Source organism: Tritonibacter mobilis, assembly GCF_001681715.1.
Lineage (GTDB): Bacteria > Pseudomonadota > Alphaproteobacteria > Rhodobacterales > Rhodobacteraceae > Epibacterium > Epibacterium mobile.
In genome coordinates, this window is record NZ_LNWY01000024.1 from 21,295 (window position 1) to 35,541 (window position 14,247).

The following is a 14,247-nucleotide window of genomic DNA, read 5'->3' on the forward strand; positions in this document are numbered from 1 at the left end:
GCTTTTCTCCTTGCGCATGCAGCGATCCGACACTGGGTGATCTGATCGCCTGCTGCGCGTCTCCCTCAACCTGCGTCGTTGGGGGGCCAGTTCTGGGTATCGGTCTGGTCGGCCCATCTCAGGAATTCTGCGAGGGCGCGGGTCTCTTCTTCTGTGAGATCGAAGAATGGCATCTGGCGGCGTCCTTCGACGCCGGAGGGCTGGGCCTGCATCCAGCCATTAAGGATCTCATAGGCCCCTTCAGGGTCATCGAGGACGCCCCAGCGGGTCATCACATTGCCGACCTCGGGGGCAAAATATGCGCCCTCGCCATGCAGGGTGTGGCAGTTGATGCAGGAGGCGCGCTCCCAGACGTGTTTGCCGAGGCGCACCTCATCGGTGAGCGGCATTCCGGCGGTGGAGGTCTCGACGATATAGCGGTGGCTATGCACGGTCATGGCCACGAACACGACAACGAAGAACAAGGAGCCTCCGTAAAACACGTTCCTGGCCCGCGATTTGGTAAGTATCTCTGACATGTCGCGGTCCTGAGTACAGTTGCGGATACCCAACCCTTAGTGACCGACGTGTGTCAGATGTTGCGCAAGCGCAAAGTTCGGATCTGTTCGTGAATGCAGAATGTATGAATAGGAGGATCTGACCGATGGCCAAACACGACCCGGATGACCCGGATCTGCCGCTTGCAGATTTATTCGCACATTGGCCGGAGATGGTGGCGGTGTTTCTCGCCTATAAAATGCTCTGCCCGGGCTGTCCTATCGCCCCGTTTCACACTGTGATCGACGCGTGTGAGGAATACGGGCTGCGGGAACAGGCATTCCGTGCGATGCTGCGTGATCCAGACAAGGCTCGACCGCCACAGCGGCGACCGGGCGCGCGATGCGCTTCCGGCTCGTGACCATCAGAGGTCTAGCTCTCCGGCGTACTCAACAGCATCAGGCGGTGCGGGTCTGTAATCACGATATGTTTGCGGCGTGAGGCAACAATGCCGTCGCGCTCCCATGCCGAGAGCAGGCGGCTCACGGTATGCAAGGTGGTTCCGGTCATCTCCGAGATGTTGAGCCGTGTGATGGGGAAGGCGATCTCGATCCCTTGGTCCGTTTTGCGTCCCGACTGGTTCACGAGACGCAGCAGCGCTGTTGCAATTCTCTGCTCGACCGCCTGCGTGGCCAGTTCGGTAATTCGGCTTTGCATTTCGCCGAGCCGCTCACCGAGGGTCTTGTAGCTTTCGGTCGCAAACCCCTGATACCGTGCAGTGAAATCTGCCCAGAGGCGGACCGGCCACGAAAGGGCGATGGATTCGACCACAGAGATTGCGGTGGCAGGATAGGTGTCTCGACTGAGGGCGGGAGCAATGCCGAACAATTGCCCCGGAGAGATATGCAATGCGATGATTTGCTCGCCGGTTGGCGTGACTTTGACGACGCGGATGTAGCCGTCGAGCAGCAGATAGAACCGCTCTGCGTCATGGCCTTCGTGAAAGACTTCGGTGCCGGCCTCGACGCGCTTCGGTGTGGCCTGATCCAGAATTTCGCGAATTTCTCCGCGCTGCAGGCGACTGAACGGGGGTAAACCCGCGAGCAGGCTTTCATCGAGCTGTTTCAAAGCGGCCTCATGCTGGCGTCAGTCATGTGTTGTTGCGCAGCGACCTATCAGAAAATCACGGTTTGGACATCTGAGAAAATTCCAAAACCGGCGTGCTCGACTTTCCTGCATCACTCAGCCTTGGGTCAGCCCCTGCTCGGTTACGATCATGTCGCGCCTTATGTCATGCGGCTGGGATGGATTGTCGCCATACGGGATTGCAACAGCCAAATCCCGATTGCATGGGGTGCCGGGGTTAGGTTTGCGAGTGCGCGATCAAAGTAGCCGCCACCCTGTCCGAGCCGATAGCCATCCGCGCTCCTGCCTGCGCAAGGGGCCAATCGAATGTTGGGCGTTCGTTTGGGCGCGTCTGTGGGCAGAACCGGGATGTTTCAATCACCGCCATCATGCGCGTTGCAGGTATCCAGCGCCGAAAGACCAGTGGCGCGTGTGCGTCTACCACCGGCAAAACAATCTCGGTGCCTGCATCGTGCAATTCTTTGATCAGTGGGCGCAATTCCGGCTCGCCTTTGATTGGCCAATAGCTGGAGATTGCCCGAGCGCGTGTGCCTTGCGTCCACTGTGTTTTTTTGAAAATTGAGCCGGGATATTGAGCCCACGCAAAGTCTCGCCCTGCGTTTGGGCGCATGGTCTCCCCATGACACAGATTGACCGCCTTCGAGCCCATGGCCTTTTTGAGGCACGGGTGCCCCGCTACACCTCATACCCAACCGCGCCTGTTTTTGCGCCTAAGATCGGCAGCATAGAGCAGACCGAAGCCCTGAGAGCGCTTGATCCCCGTGATCCCGTATCTGTTTACCTGCACATCCCGTTTTGCGAGCGCTTGTGCTGGTTTTGCGCCTGCCGCACGCAGGGGACAAAGACGCTCAGCCCGGTTGAAAGCTACATCACGACGCTGGAACAAGAGCTGGCGCTACTAAAACAGATCTTGCCTGCGGGCCTGCGCATGGGGCGGATGCATTGGGGCGGTGGGACACCCACAATCTTGCCACCAGAGCTGATCCAACGGCTGGCTCGAGCGGTTAAGGCGGTGATCCCGCCGACCGGGGATTGGGAGTTCTCCGTGGAAATCGACCCGACCATGGTGGATCGCCAAAAGATCTCGGCACTTGCAGAGGAAGGGATGAACCGGGCCTCGCTCGGGATTCAAGACTTTGATCCCAAAGTGCAAGACGCGATTGGTCGCCTGCAGCCGTTTGATGTCACCCAGCAATGTGTGGAGGATCTGCGCGCGGCTGGCATTCAGTCGCTTAATGCCGATCTGGTCTACGGTTTGCCACATCAGGACATCACTCGACTGAATGATACCGTTTCAAAGGTGCTGGATCTTGCACCGGATCGGATTGCGCTTTTTGGGTATGCGCATGTGCCATGGATGTCCAAACGACAGCGGTTGATCGATGAGACGGCCTTGCCCAAAGAGGTGGAGCGTTTTCATCTTGCCGAATACGCTGCAACGCGGTTCAGGGAGGCTGGCTACCGCAGCATAGGGATTGATCATTTTTCCAAGCCTGATGACGGGTTGGCACGTGCCATGGAAACAAGGCGGTTGCGGCGGAATTTTCAAGGATATGTAGATGATAGCTGCTCCACCCTAATTGGGTTGGGCGCGTCTTCGGTGTCGCGACTTCCCACCGGCTATATCCAGAATGCATCCGCCACTGCGGCCTATGTCCAGCGTATCAAAGCGGGAGAACTGGCTGGAGCGCGGGGCCACATACTGAGCGACGCAGACCTGTTGCGCGCCCGCGCCATCGAGATGATCATGTGTGATTTCCAGCTGGATCTCGCGGAGCTGTCCAGAGAATTCGGAGCTCTTGTGGAAGCGTTGCGACCAGAAACCGCCCTCGTGATTGATCGTTTCGACGGCATGGTTCAGATCCGGCCCGATGGGTTTGAAATACTGCCAGAGGGCCGGGCGCTGACGCGGATCATCGCCAGCTGTTTTGATGCCTATGCACCGATGAACGGGCGCTACAGTCAGGCGTCCTGACCGGGGCGCATCCTTTGCCACAAAGATCGCCACCAAGATTCGGGAGCCTCAGCCTGTTCCCGAACCAGTCGAAATCCCAGATGATCCGGTGGCAGCCCCACGGCACAGCCGCCGACGCTGGCGTCGCGAACAAAATCGACGATTGCCGCGCGGTGGATGCCGCCCGCAATGCGAACCCAACAATAGGGTTCGCTCTCTCGAACGGTGCCGTCCGGGTGCAATGAGCCACTTTGCATACAACCATCGGTCCATTCCCAGACATTGCCGGATATATCTGCAATACCACGCGAGTTGAGGCCAAATCCGCCCGCCGGGCGCAACGCAGGACTGGCGGTTCCACGCAGTAAAGTTCCTGCCGCGTATTGGGCCAGCATACGTTGTCCGGGATCCATCTCTCGGGTGTCAGGGGCGGCATCCCCATAGCGTTCGCCTGCGGCCAGCTGCCATTCCATGTCGCTGGGCAGGCGCCAGTTCTCGCCGGTCTTGCGGGAGTACCAAGTTGCGTAGGCGCGGGCGTCTTTCCAGTTTACGTGGGTTTGCGGATAATCGCCGCCCATTGTTGGCACCGGGGGGCAAGCGCCAGTGGCGACACAGGCTGCGTATTCGCGGCGACTGACCTGGTATTTCATGATGGAAAATCCCGCGACCTCAATCTCGTAGGGACGTGGTGAGCGTGATTTTCCATTCTCGACAAAATTGCCAAACGGACGATAGCTGATGCGCCCGCTTGGAATCTCAATGAGGTCCACCTCTGGTGACAGGCTGGGGGAGGGCGCGCGGGTCACAACCGCGGCACCCAGTGCAATCAAAACCACAAGGCTTGTGGCAACAACACTCTTGAGTGATGGTTTCATTGGTGATCTCCCAAGCGCTTCAAAGCCGGCCGATCGTGCCGGCCGACCTTGTTCTTTGATAAAACCTGCGGGTTATGGGAGTGCGGTCTTACCTTCATAGGCAGCGTCATAGGCCGTTGGTGCTTCGACCTGCTCCATCAGGTCATTGTTCCATTCGCCATCCACCACGACATGCGCGGTTGCGCCTAGGTTTACCGCCTCGATCAGGTTGTGGTTCACATAGGCGTAAACGCCCGGCTGCAAAAACTCGTAAAGCGCTGCCCCAGCAGACCCGCCGCGGATGAACCAGGTTTCAAGGTCGCGCTCCGGTGGGTTGTTGAATTTCCCGGTTTCCCAGACCAGATCCCCATGTCCGCCGATCAAATGCGGACGAGAGTCGCGATTGGCTTGCGAGTGTACGAACAGAACCTTCTCGCCCTGTGATGCGTGCAATGCGTTATCACCAGTCAACGCGCCGACCTTACCGTTGAACACCACGTGACTCGGGATGAGGCCATTCATAACCTCAAGCGTGTCGGGATAGCTCTCTCCGACATCTTCAAAGCGTTTGTATTCTCCGTTTTCATCCTTCGGGATGTAGAAGTCATTCTCGCCGATGTAGAACACGCGATCATAGCGGACCGGGGTGCCATTGTGATCCTTCAGACCATCGCGAGGCAGCACCATGATCGCGCCCGACATCCCACTGACGACGTGCCACGGGATCATGGGGCCACCCGGCGCACAGTGATAGACGAAGGTGCCCGGACGTGTTGCCTTGAACCGCAATGTCGTCTTTTCACCGGGATTGACCAGTGTCAGAGAACCACCGCCAAGGGCACCGGTTGCTGAGTGGAAATCAATGTTGTGCTGCATGAGATTTTCAGGAGAATTGTAGAGCGTGAGCTCAACATAATCGCCTTCGTGAACCACCATCAGTGGTCCGGGCACCGACCCGTTGAAGGTCATGGCCTGCAGATAGGCTCCGCTATCAACCTCGATCTCTTTCTCTATGATCTGCATCTCGAATTCGATGATTTGCGGCTCTGTCGAGGCCACCTGCTCGTGCGCGTGAACCATCGGAGGGCGCACCAATTTACGTTTCACCCGATTGAGCTTTGATAGATCTGCAGGGGGTACCATGGATGTGTCCATGATCTCCTCTGCTTGAGCGGCCTTATGAAGTACTGGTATCGCTGCAATCCCTGCGGCCCCAATAAGCGCGGCGCGTCTGGTAAGCATGTCCTGATCTCCTTTCCATGCATCTTTGGTTTTGCTTGGAAGGTATATGGAGATCGGGATGTGAACGTTGATCCGGGACAACCTTTGATGAGGTTACGTTCTGTTAGCAATTCATTCTGTGGCGGGCAACTTAATCAGCAACTCCTCTTGCTCCACCGGGTGTCTAAGCCCAGAACATCGTGATGCAGAACCGGCGCCGCTTGCAATCTGTGCGAGATCTGCAATAAGCCCCGCCATCCGGTCGCAGCCTACCCGGACATCAAAACAAGGGCCCCAAAATGAAAACACTTGTCATCTGCTCAGGCGGACTCGATTCCGTGTCGCTTGCGCATATCACAGCCAATGAGCATCAGCTCACCCGGCTGGTCTCCTTCGACTATGGCCAACGTCACCGCAAGGAGGTCGACTTTGCCGAAGCGGCTGCCAAGCGGCTCGGCGTGCCGTTCCACCTGATCGACATGCGCGGCATCGGTGGAGCGCTGACAGGCTCCGCCTTAACCGACGATATCGACGTGCCCGACGCGCATTACGCCGAAGAAACGATGAAAATCACCGTCGTGCCAAACCGGAATGCGATCATGCTGTCGATCGGCTTTGGCATCGCTGCGGCGCAGGGCGATGCGGCCGTGGCCACCGCCGTGCATGGCGGCGATCACTTTATCTATCCAGACTGCCGTCCCGGTTTTACGCGCGCTTTCGACGCCATGCAGCAGGCGGCGTTGGAGGGGTATGCCGATGTCCGGCTGCACACGCCCTTTGTTGAACACAGCAAGGCCGAGATCGTCCGTCAGGGCGCGCAGCATGGCACGCCCTTTGCCGAGACGTGGTCTTGCTACAAAGGTGGCGCGTTCCACTGCGGGCGCTGCGGCACCTGTGTAGAGCGGCGTGAGGCCTTTCATCTGGCCGGGGTCAATGACCCCACCACCTATGCTGACCCGGAGTATTGGATCACGGCGCTCGCCACGCGAGGGGAAAGCTGATGTTTCGCATTCGTAAGGAATTCCACTTTTCGGCCAGCCATCAGTTGAGCCATTTGCCCGACGACCACCAATGCGCGCGCCTGCATGGGCACAACTATATCGTGGTGGTCGAACTGGCCGCCGAAACCCTCAACCCCGAGGGATTTGTGCGCGATTACCACGATCTGAAGCCGCTCAAGACCTATATCGATGACACCTTCGATCACCGGCATCTGAACGATGTGTTGGAGGGCTCCTCGACGGCGGAGAACATGGCGAAACATTTCCATGACTGGTGCGCCGCGCGCTGGCCCGAAACCCGTGCCGTGCTGGTCAGCGAAACGCCAAAAACATGGGCGGAATACCGGCCATGACCCTGCGTATTGCCGAGATATTCGGCCCGACCATTCAGGGCGAGGGCGCGTTGATCGGAGAGCCCACCGTCTTTGTTCGTGCTGGCGGTTGCGATTATCGGTGCAGTTGGTGCGACACCCTGCATGCTGTAGAGACCCAGTATCGCCATAGCTGGGCACCGATGGAGACCGATGCTGTCTGGGCCAAGGTACACAAGCTCTCGGGCGGGCAGCCCCTGACGGTGTCGCTGTCCGGGGGCAATCCCGCCATTCAGGATTTTGGCCCGCTCATCACCAAGGGCAGGGCAGCTGGCTACCGGTTTGCCTGCGAAACCCAAGGCTCTATCGCCCGGCCGTGGTTTGCCGAACTTGACACGCTGGTTCTATCGCCCAAGCCGCCATCAAGCGGCGAGAACGTGGACTGGGATGCCTTCGACAGCTGCCGCGCCATCGGTGCTGGCGCGCGACAGCAGGTCATGAAGATCGTGATATTCGACGAGACCGACTACCAGTGGGCGCGCGAGGTCCACAGACGCCACAGCGATCTTGCCCTCTATCTTCAGCCCGGCAATCCCGAGGTGGATCCCGCGACCCCGGTCGACCTGCAAACACTGGCCAACCGTCTCGGCTGGCTCACTGAAAAAGCGATGGCCGATGGCTGGTTCGCCCCCCGTATCCTGCCGCAACTGCATGTCCTGATCTGGGGCAATAAGCGCGGTGTCTGACGTGATGGAGACTCTGATGTCCGAAGATATCTACAGCAACCTCAAGCAACTCGGCGGCGAGACCCGCATCCCCGCCAACCCCGAAGAGGCGGAACTTGAGCGCGTGCCAAACCCGCAGGCCGATGTGGCCTATAACGTGCGTTTCACCGCGCCCGAGTTCACCTCGCTCTGCCCAATGACCGGTCAGCCGGACTTTGCCCATCTGGTGATCGACTATGTTCCAGGTCCTTGGCTCGTCGAGTCGAAGTCGCTCAAACTGTTCCTGACATCATTCCGCAACCACGGTGCGTTTCACGAGGATTGTACGATCTCTATTGCGCGCCGTCTGGCCGATTTCCTCGACCCCCAATGGTTGCGGATTGGTGGCTACTGGTATCCGCGCGGGGGCATCCCGATCGATGTGTTCTGGCAGACAGGACCACTGCCAGAAGGCGTATGGATTCCCGATCAAGGCGTGCCGCCTTACCGAGGCCGGGGCTGAGGGTCGCACATTGACCCTACGTGTCGCGGACAGACCGTAGCAACGGCGTGCGCGGTTGGTGCAAGTTGCGTGGTCGGGCCGTTTGATATGAAATAGCAAACGCCGCCCTACAGAAGGGCGGCGCAGGGCAGCAGGGCGCGTCAGGTCTCGGCGCGATAGTCAAGCAGAGGCTCAAACCCGCCCCACATCATGCGCATGCCGTCAAAAGGCATTTCGGGAATGTCGGGATTGTCCTTGTCCTCATTCATCATTTTGATGGCGTTTAGATAGGTTTCCCGGTCCGGCCATGTGGTCCAACCGATGACCGGAACCTCGCCGTCCTCTGCCTTGGTTGCACGGAAGAAATCGGTGCGTTGGCCCTTGGGGATGTCTGTGCCCCAGACTTCGGTAATACTAGACGCACCGCCGCTGTGAAACATCTGCCAGATCGGTTCGATCATGGCCTCATACTGCGATTTGTTGGCTTCTGGCACGGCGAGCAGGAAGCCCTGATAATAGCCGGTGTCGGGCGTGTCGCCGGCCGCAAAGAGCGGGGAGAAGCCACCAAAGATCATGCGAGAGCCATCAAAGGGCATCTCAGGCAGATCTTTCATGGCGGGGTCGTTTTCCATCTTCTGCCATGAGGCAACCGCAGTCGCCTTGTCGGGCCATTCCATCCAGGAAAACACCACCGTTTCATCGTCCTGCGCAGCTACGGCCTGATAGAAATCGGTGACTTTTCCAGTTGGCACATCGCTGCCCCAGGTCTCAACCATGCGCAAGGCGCCATAGGAGCGAAACAGCGGCCAGGCGGCCTTGGCATGTTCTCGATATTTGTCCTTGTTGGCCGTCGGAACCCCGACCAGCGCACCTGTGTAATAGCTCATGTTTTATCACCTCTCAAAATGAACAGGCAGGCGAATCCCTGCTTGCGGCTCTAGCGTGTCAGCGATAGTATGAAAAAACAACTGAAAGTATAAAAAAGTGACTAAACGGGCAAAACCCAAACGTGTGCGCTATGACGAAGGTTGCCTTGCGGCGCATGCGCTGAACCTGATTGGCGACCGCTGGGCGTTGCTTGTGGTGCGCGAATTGATGTTTACGCCCAAGCGGTTCCAGATGATCCGCGCCGGTCTGCCGGGGATCACCGCGAGCGTGCTCACCGGGCGTTTGACGCAACTGGCGGAAATCGGCGTGGTGCTGCATGACACCCGGCTTGGGGTCTATTCCCTGAGCGGGCAGGGGCGGGGCCTGCTGCCGGTGCTGGAATCCCTGTGCCGCTGGGCGCTGATGATGCCGGGACATGACCCTTCGCGATTCATCAGCCCGTCTGCCCTGATGATCTCTATGGGGGTGAACCTGATCCAAGAGCGCGCCACCGGCTGCTGCCTGACTGCTGGCTTTGATTTCACCGATGAGGCGTTTGAGATGCGTCTGGACGGCGCGGCTCTTGAAACCCGCTTTGTGATCCCGCCGCAGGCCCCGTTTGTGATCACGGGGACGGGGAACACAATAGCGGCTGCGGTCTATGGTGCAAGGCCGCTGCCGGACCTTGTGGCGGCCAATATGGTCACTGTCAGCGGTGACATGGAGGCCGCGCAGGAGTTTCTGGCGCTGTTTCAGCTCGGAAAGACTTAATCGCGGGGTATTCTCCAAGATTTTCAGTCTCTTATTCAAAACCGCCATTTTTTTCAGTGGAAAGCCCGGAAAATGGCATTTCTGCGCTTGACGCCCCCCGCGACCTGCGAATATTACACCCCAACGTTCAGCCACGGTGCTGGACGCAACAGCAAGCGGTTGTAGCTCAGTTGGTTAGAGTACCGGCCTGTCACGCCGGGGGTCGCGGGTTCGAGCCCCGTCAACCGCGCCACTGTTGCCCTGCCTGAGGGGCCTCCTAGGAGGGTCAGGACCGTCCCGGAGGGAACCTGCTGGCTGAGGTCAGCAATGAAAGTGCGGTTGTAGCTCAGTTGGTTAGAGTACCGGCCTGTCACGCCGGGGGTCGCGGGTTCGAGCCCCGTCAACCGCGCCACTTTCACCCCGCCTGTGGGGCCTGTCACAAGGCATCAGGACCGTCCCGGAGGGAGCCTGCTGGCAGAGGTCAGCACTGAAAATGCGCGGTTGTAGCTCAGTTGGTTAGAGTACCGGCCTGTCACGCCGGGGGTCGCGGGTTCGAGCCCCGTCAACCGCGCCACTTTCACCCTTTCTCTTTGAAGCTCTCAAAACACAGGCATTTGATGCCTCAAGGCGCGATCACTGCGGTTTTGCCTTTTCCTGTGCGGGCGCTGGCGACACAGTGGGGATGACCCCAGCCATCCGTTCACAGATGAGAGCCAGCCCATGTCTTTGCCAGAAAGCCCTCCTGAAACCCAACCCACAATCCGCGTGATTGCTATGCCGACCGACACTAACCCGGCGGGCGATATCTTTGGTGGCTGGTTGATGAGCCAGATGGACCTTGCCGCAGGCACCATTGCTGCGCGGGTGTCAAAAGGACGGGCCTCGACCGTATCGGTCGAAGAGATCCAGTTTCACCGCCCGGTTCTGGTTGGCGATGAGGTCTCGCTTTATGCGGAGATGCTAAAAATCGGGCGGACCTCGATGCGAATACGTGTCCGAGCATGGCGGCGGGCCCGTCATCAGGAAGAGACCCAGCAGGTGACCGAAGCGATCTTTACCTTCGTGGCGCTGGATGACCACGCGCGCCCAAGGCCAGTGCTGCGCGCAGAGGAATAAGAGCCGCGCTTATTTTAATGATCGTATCGTCTGATCATTAGGTCGGACAGCCCTCTCCCTAGGTCGGGGGCTGTCCTTGTGGCTTAGACGGGGGCGCTGAATGCCCCCGGAACGCTTTATGCCTTGCTCAGCGCGTCCAGCACCCGCGCCCAAGAGCGGATACCCTTGTGGAAGCTCTCTAGGTCATATTTCTCATTCGGAGAGTGGATCGCGTCATCCTCATTGGCAAAGCCGATCAGCATCGCGTCCATTCCGAGGATCGACTTGAAATAGCCCGCCACCGGGATGGACCCGCCCATGCCGGAGAACACCGCCTCGCGGTTCCATTCCTCGGTCAGCGCGCCACGGGCGGCCTCAAACTCGGGGCGGGTGGTGTCGATCACATAGGCGGGGGCACCATCCAGATCGAGATCCCACTTCACGGTGCAATCCGTGGGCAGGCGATCCTCGACATGTTTGCGGATCTTCTTGCGCAATGCGGCCGGGTCCATGTCTCCCACCAGACGGCAGGTGATCTTGCAATGCGCCTCGGACGGAATCACCGTCTTGGTGCCCGCGCCTTGATAGCCGCCCCATAGACCGTTGATCTCCAGAGTCGGGCGCGCCCATTGCTGTTCCAGCACGGAATATTTCTTCTCGCCATGCGCCTCGGTGTAGCCCGCATTGGACAGGTAGTCTTTTTCGTCAAAGCCACAGCCTTCCCACTGGCGCAGGATATCGGCGGGCACCTCATGCACTCCTTCATAGAACCCCTCCACGGCGACGGCACCGGATTCGGTGTCGTGGAAAGAAGCGATGATGTGGGACATCTCGCGCAGCGGGTTGAGGCCGGGGCCGCCGTAATGGCCGGAATGCAGGTCGATCTTGGGGCCGATCAGGGTGAACTCATCCTTCATCATGCCGCGCAGTTGCGACGCCACCGACGGCACCCCGCGCGCCACCATCGACGTGTCGCAGATCAGGGCAATATCCGCCGACAGCTCTTCCTTGGCCGCATTGAGGAAGGGGATCAGCGAGGGTGAGCCAGATTCCTCTTCACCCTCAAAGAAGAAGGTGATGCGGCAGGGCAGGGTGCCATGCACCGCCTGCCAGGCGCGGCAGGCCTCCACAAAGGTCATCAGCTGGCCCTTGTCATCCGATGCACCACGGCCCCGGATCACCGTGCCGTTGGCGGTTTCTTCGAGCTTGGGCTCAAAGGGGGGCGTGTTCCAGAGGTTGAGTGGATCTACCGGTTGCACGTCGTAATGGCCGTAAAACAGCAGATGCGGGCCGTCGGTGTTTTCTTCGCCCACATGGCCCACCACCATGGGGTGGCCCGGTGTTTCGCGCTTTTCGGCCTTGATGCCGATGGAATTCAGATCTTTCACCAACCAGTCTGCGGCGGCGTCGCAGTCGGCCTTATAGGCGGGGTCGGTGGAAATGGAGGGAATACGCAAAAGCTCCAGCAGCCGGTCGGTGGCGGCGGAAATATCGGAATCGATCTTATCGAGAACCGGGGTAAGGGACATGGGTCGCTCCTGAAAATAGTGCCTGCCCGCACCGGGCGCGATGACACATCGACAGGGCCGGGCGGGTCTCGGGACGGAGCCTAGCAGCGCAATATGACAAGGGCCAGTCGCACGATTGTATCAGAACATCACCAGCGGTTTCCGGCGGGTGCCGGGCTTTTGCACGCACGGTAGCCACGTAAAACCCGTTGCAGAACAAAGGTTTCCTATCCGCAACACAGCCCGCCCCCTGCGGCGTTTTGCGCGCAGGATGCATGGCAGCTTTGATGGTTCGTAAGCTTGCCTGAAGTTCAGAATGGTTCTAAAACCTCTGAAAGGTTTATTTGACCTGTATCAAGGATGATGGGGGCCGTGACACTCTATCACGTTGATGAGGACAAAGGTGCCGGTTAGACACCGCGACAAGGATCGCGGCGTTTGTTGCCCCAAGGGGCAGGTCGGGATCAAGACGCAGCCAGGCCGGAGTGGCACCGGCAGACAGCTATGGAGATGACGGTGGACTATACCGCACAACTCGACGCAGCGATTGAACGCCTTCACGAAGAAGGCCGCTATCGGACGTTCATTGATATCGAACGCCGTCGCGGTCAGTTCCCGCATGCGGTCTGGACCCGCCCCGATGGCAGCGAACAAGAGATCACCGTCTGGTGCGGCAATGACTACCTTGGCATGGGCCAGCACCCGGTTGTGCTGAAGGCGATGCGCGAAGCAATCGACTCCACCGGTGCAGGCTCGGGCGGGACGCGTAATATCTCCGGCACCACTGTCTATCACAAAGAACTGGAAACCGAGCTTGCCGATCTGCATGGCAAGGAGGCAGCACTTCTGTTCACCTCCGCTTATATTGCCAATGACGCGACCCTGTCGACGCTGCCCAAGCTGCTGCCGGGGCTCATCATCTATTCTGACGCGCTGAACCATGCCTCGATGATCGAGGGCGTGCGCCGCAACGGTGGCGCCAAGCGGGTCTTCCGCCACAATGATGTCGCCCATCTGCGCGAGTTGCTGGAGGCTGATGATCCCGCCGCGCCCAAGCTCATCGCCTTTGAAAGCGTCTATTCCATGGATGGCGATTTTGGCCCGATCAAGGAAATCTGCGATCTGGCGGATGAATTCAACGCGCTGACCTATATCGACGAGGTGCATGCGGTGGGGATGTATGGCCCACGGGGTGGGGGCGTGACCGAGCGCGACAACCTCGCGCATCGCATCGACATCATCAACGGCACCCTCGCCAAGGCCTATGGCGTCATGGGCGGCTACATCGCCGCCTCCGAGAAAATGTGCGACGCCATTCGCTCTTATGCGCCGGGTTTCATCTTTACCACCTCGCTGGCGCCTGCAATTGCCGCAGGGGCGGCAGCGTCTGTGCGCTATCTGAAGACCGCGCAGGAGCTGCGCGACAAGCATCAGGAACAGGCGCGTTACCTGAAAACACGCCTCAAGATGATGGGCCTGCCCGTTATTGATCACGGCAGCCACATCGTGCCGGTGATTGTCGGAAACCCGGTCCACACTAAAAAGTTGTCGGACATGCTGCTGTCTGATTTTGGCATCTACGTGCAGCCGATTAACTTCCCGACCGTGCCGCGGGGCACCGAACGTCTGCGCTTCACGCCGTCTCCGGTGCATGGGCCCGGCGAAATGGACCACCTGATCCGCGCAATGGATAACCTTTGGTCGCATTGTGCGCTAAATCGCGCCGAACTGGCCGGATGAACCTAAGCTAAGTGTTCATTAAACAGAATTGTGTTATTCTTTCATCAATGAAACTGCGCTGACGAATCGGGAATCGGTTGGTACAGCGTAAATGTCGCAAAACGGCAGGACTTGATG

The 14,247-nt window shown here is 59.0% G+C and carries 16 protein-coding genes and 3 tRNA genes; 12 read left to right on the forward strand and 7 right to left on the reverse strand.

Features of this window, described 5'->3' with window-relative positions:
- Window positions 1-65: 65 nt before the first annotated feature.
- Window positions 66-518 carry a c-type cytochrome gene (locus UB90_RS19755; protein WP_039983672.1) on the reverse strand — a complete coding sequence of 151 codons (453 nt, stop codon included), beginning with the start codon at window positions 516-518 and terminating at the stop codon, window positions 66-68.
- A gap of 125 nt (window positions 519-643) precedes the next feature.
- Between UB90_RS19755 and UB90_RS19760 the strand changes: the two genes are divergently transcribed.
- Window positions 644-898 carry a DUF1858 domain-containing protein gene (locus UB90_RS19760; RefSeq protein WP_065324931.1) on the forward strand — a complete coding sequence of 85 codons (255 nt, stop codon included), beginning with the start codon at window positions 644-646 and terminating at the stop codon, window positions 896-898.
- A gap of 11 nt (window positions 899-909) precedes the next feature.
- Here the strand turns inward: UB90_RS19760 and UB90_RS19765 are convergent, their stop codons facing one another.
- Window positions 910-1,605, reverse strand: a complete 696-nt coding sequence (locus UB90_RS19765) for a Crp/Fnr family transcriptional regulator (protein ID WP_065324930.1) — start codon at window positions 1,603-1,605, stop codon at window positions 910-912.
- Window positions 1,606-1,763: 158 nt separating this feature from the next.
- Entirely contained in the window at window positions 1,764-1,973 is a 210-nt protein-coding gene (locus UB90_RS23335) for a 5-formyltetrahydrofolate cyclo-ligase (RefSeq protein WP_081285624.1), read from the reverse strand.
- A 269-nt stretch (window positions 1,974-2,242) separates the two neighbouring features.
- Between UB90_RS23335 and hemN the strand changes: the two genes are divergently transcribed.
- Window positions 2,243-3,598, forward strand: coding sequence for an oxygen-independent coproporphyrinogen III oxidase (gene hemN, locus UB90_RS19775; protein ID WP_065324928.1), 1,356 nt, complete (start codon window positions 2,243-2,245; stop codon window positions 3,596-3,598).
- Here hemN and UB90_RS19780 read toward each other — a convergent pair.
- Both UB90_RS19780 and nirK read right to left on the reverse strand, forming a co-directional pair.
- Entirely contained in the window at window positions 3,586-4,452 is an 867-nt protein-coding gene (locus UB90_RS19780; RefSeq protein ID WP_065324927.1) for a formylglycine-generating enzyme family protein, read from the reverse strand. The two genes, hemN and UB90_RS19780, sit on opposite strands and share 13 nt — an antisense overlap.
- 72 nt (window positions 4,453-4,524) lie before the next feature.
- Window positions 4,525-5,673, reverse strand: coding sequence for a copper-containing nitrite reductase (gene nirK, locus UB90_RS19785; protein ID WP_065324926.1), 1,149 nt, complete (start codon window positions 5,671-5,673; stop codon window positions 4,525-4,527).
- A 278-nt stretch (window positions 5,674-5,951) separates the two neighbouring features.
- On the opposite strand from nirK, the gene queC reads away from it, so the two are divergent.
- Genes queC through queF form a run of 4 tightly spaced genes read left to right on the forward strand, consistent with a single transcriptional unit; the run spans window position 5,952 to window position 8,191 of the window.
- On the forward strand, window positions 5,952-6,653 hold the full coding sequence (gene queC / locus UB90_RS19790) for a 7-cyano-7-deazaguanine synthase QueC (protein WP_065332069.1): 702 nt from the start codon (window positions 5,952-5,954) through the stop codon (window positions 6,651-6,653).
- A complete protein-coding gene (queD, locus tag UB90_RS19795; RefSeq protein WP_065324924.1) occupies window positions 6,653-7,006 on the forward strand; it encodes a 6-carboxytetrahydropterin synthase QueD in 354 nt (117 codons plus the stop codon). Before queC ends, queD begins: the two co-directional genes overlap by 1 nt.
- A complete protein-coding gene (gene queE / locus UB90_RS19800; protein ID WP_065324923.1) occupies window positions 7,003-7,710 on the forward strand; it encodes a 7-carboxy-7-deazaguanine synthase QueE in 708 nt (235 codons plus the stop codon). Before queD ends, queE begins: the two co-directional genes overlap by 4 nt.
- Before the next feature lie 16 nt (window positions 7,711-7,726).
- Complete coding sequence (gene queF / locus UB90_RS19805; RefSeq protein ID WP_009179268.1) at window positions 7,727-8,191, forward strand: preQ(1) synthase; 465 nt, start codon at window positions 7,727-7,729, stop codon at window positions 8,189-8,191.
- Window positions 8,192-8,331: 140 nt separating this feature from the next.
- Here the strand turns inward: queF and UB90_RS19810 are convergent, their stop codons facing one another.
- Window positions 8,332-9,057 carry a DUF1428 domain-containing protein gene (locus tag UB90_RS19810; protein WP_065324922.1) on the reverse strand — a complete coding sequence of 242 codons (726 nt, stop codon included), beginning with the start codon at window positions 9,055-9,057 and terminating at the stop codon, window positions 8,332-8,334.
- Between the two features lie 97 nt (window positions 9,058-9,154).
- Between UB90_RS19810 and UB90_RS19815 the strand changes: the two genes are divergently transcribed.
- The 5 genes from UB90_RS19815 to UB90_RS19835 all read left to right on the forward strand — a co-directional run bounded on the left by UB90_RS19815 (window position 9,155) and on the right by UB90_RS19835 (window position 10,903).
- A complete protein-coding gene (locus UB90_RS19815) occupies window positions 9,155-9,808 on the forward strand; it encodes a winged helix-turn-helix transcriptional regulator (RefSeq protein WP_065324921.1) in 654 nt (217 codons plus the stop codon).
- A 155-nt stretch (window positions 9,809-9,963) separates the two neighbouring features.
- Window positions 9,964-10,040 (forward strand) — tRNA-Asp (locus UB90_RS19820).
- 82 nt (window positions 10,041-10,122) lie between these two features.
- Window positions 10,123-10,199 (forward strand) — tRNA-Asp (locus tag UB90_RS19825).
- Between the two features lie 85 nt (window positions 10,200-10,284).
- A tRNA-Asp gene (locus tag UB90_RS19830) sits at window positions 10,285-10,361 on the forward strand.
- Window positions 10,362-10,507: 146 nt separating this feature from the next.
- Window positions 10,508-10,903 (forward strand): acyl-CoA thioesterase, encoded by a 396-nt coding sequence (locus tag UB90_RS19835; RefSeq protein WP_005622856.1) that lies wholly within the window; start codon window positions 10,508-10,510, stop codon window positions 10,901-10,903.
- Window positions 10,904-11,019: 116 nt separating this feature from the next.
- Here the strand turns inward: UB90_RS19835 and UB90_RS19840 are convergent, their stop codons facing one another.
- Window positions 11,020-12,411, reverse strand: a complete 1,392-nt coding sequence (locus UB90_RS19840; protein WP_065326564.1) for a dipeptidase — start codon at window positions 12,409-12,411, stop codon at window positions 11,020-11,022.
- Window positions 12,412-12,906: 495 nt separating this feature from the next.
- Here UB90_RS19840 and hemA point away from each other — a divergent pair, with 495 nt between their 5' ends.
- A complete protein-coding gene (gene hemA / locus UB90_RS19845; RefSeq protein ID WP_065326633.1) occupies window positions 12,907-14,130 on the forward strand; it encodes a 5-aminolevulinate synthase in 1,224 nt (407 codons plus the stop codon).
- The last annotated feature ends 117 nt before the right edge of the window (window positions 14,131-14,247 follow it).

What these genes read in the sequence shown, in the direction of transcription:
- UB90_RS19755 (WP_039983672.1), bottom strand. Translation starts at nt 518, where the DNA reads ATGTCAGAGATACTTACCAAATCGCGGGCCAGGAACGTGTTTTACGGA.
- queD (WP_065324924.1), top strand. Translation starts at nt 6,653, where the DNA reads ATGTTTCGCATTCGTAAGGAATTCCACTTTTCGGCCAGCCATCAGTTG.
- queC (WP_065332069.1), top strand. Translation starts at nt 5,952, where the DNA reads ATGAAAACACTTGTCATCTGCTCAGGCGGACTCGATTCCGTGTCGCTT.
- UB90_RS19810 (WP_065324922.1), bottom strand. Translation starts at nt 9,057, where the DNA reads ATGAGCTATTACACAGGTGCGCTGGTCGGGGTTCCGACGGCCAACAAG.
- UB90_RS19760 (WP_065324931.1), top strand. Translation starts at nt 644, where the DNA reads ATGGCCAAACACGACCCGGATGACCCGGATCTGCCGCTTGCAGATTTA.
- queF (WP_009179268.1), top strand. Translation starts at nt 7,727, where the DNA reads ATGTCCGAAGATATCTACAGCAACCTCAAGCAACTCGGCGGCGAGACC.
- nirK (WP_065324926.1), bottom strand. Translation starts at nt 5,673, where the DNA reads ATGCTTACCAGACGCGCCGCGCTTATTGGGGCCGCAGGGATTGCAGCG.
- UB90_RS19840 (WP_065326564.1), bottom strand. Translation starts at nt 12,411, where the DNA reads ATGTCCCTTACCCCGGTTCTCGATAAGATCGATTCCGATATTTCCGCC.
- queE (WP_065324923.1), top strand. Translation starts at nt 7,003, where the DNA reads ATGACCCTGCGTATTGCCGAGATATTCGGCCCGACCATTCAGGGCGAG.
- hemN (WP_065324928.1), top strand. Translation starts at nt 2,243, where the DNA reads ATGACACAGATTGACCGCCTTCGAGCCCATGGCCTTTTTGAGGCACGG.
- UB90_RS19835 (WP_005622856.1), top strand. Translation starts at nt 10,508, where the DNA reads ATGTCTTTGCCAGAAAGCCCTCCTGAAACCCAACCCACAATCCGCGTG.
- UB90_RS19780 (WP_065324927.1), bottom strand. Translation starts at nt 4,452, where the DNA reads ATGAAACCATCACTCAAGAGTGTTGTTGCCACAAGCCTTGTGGTTTTG.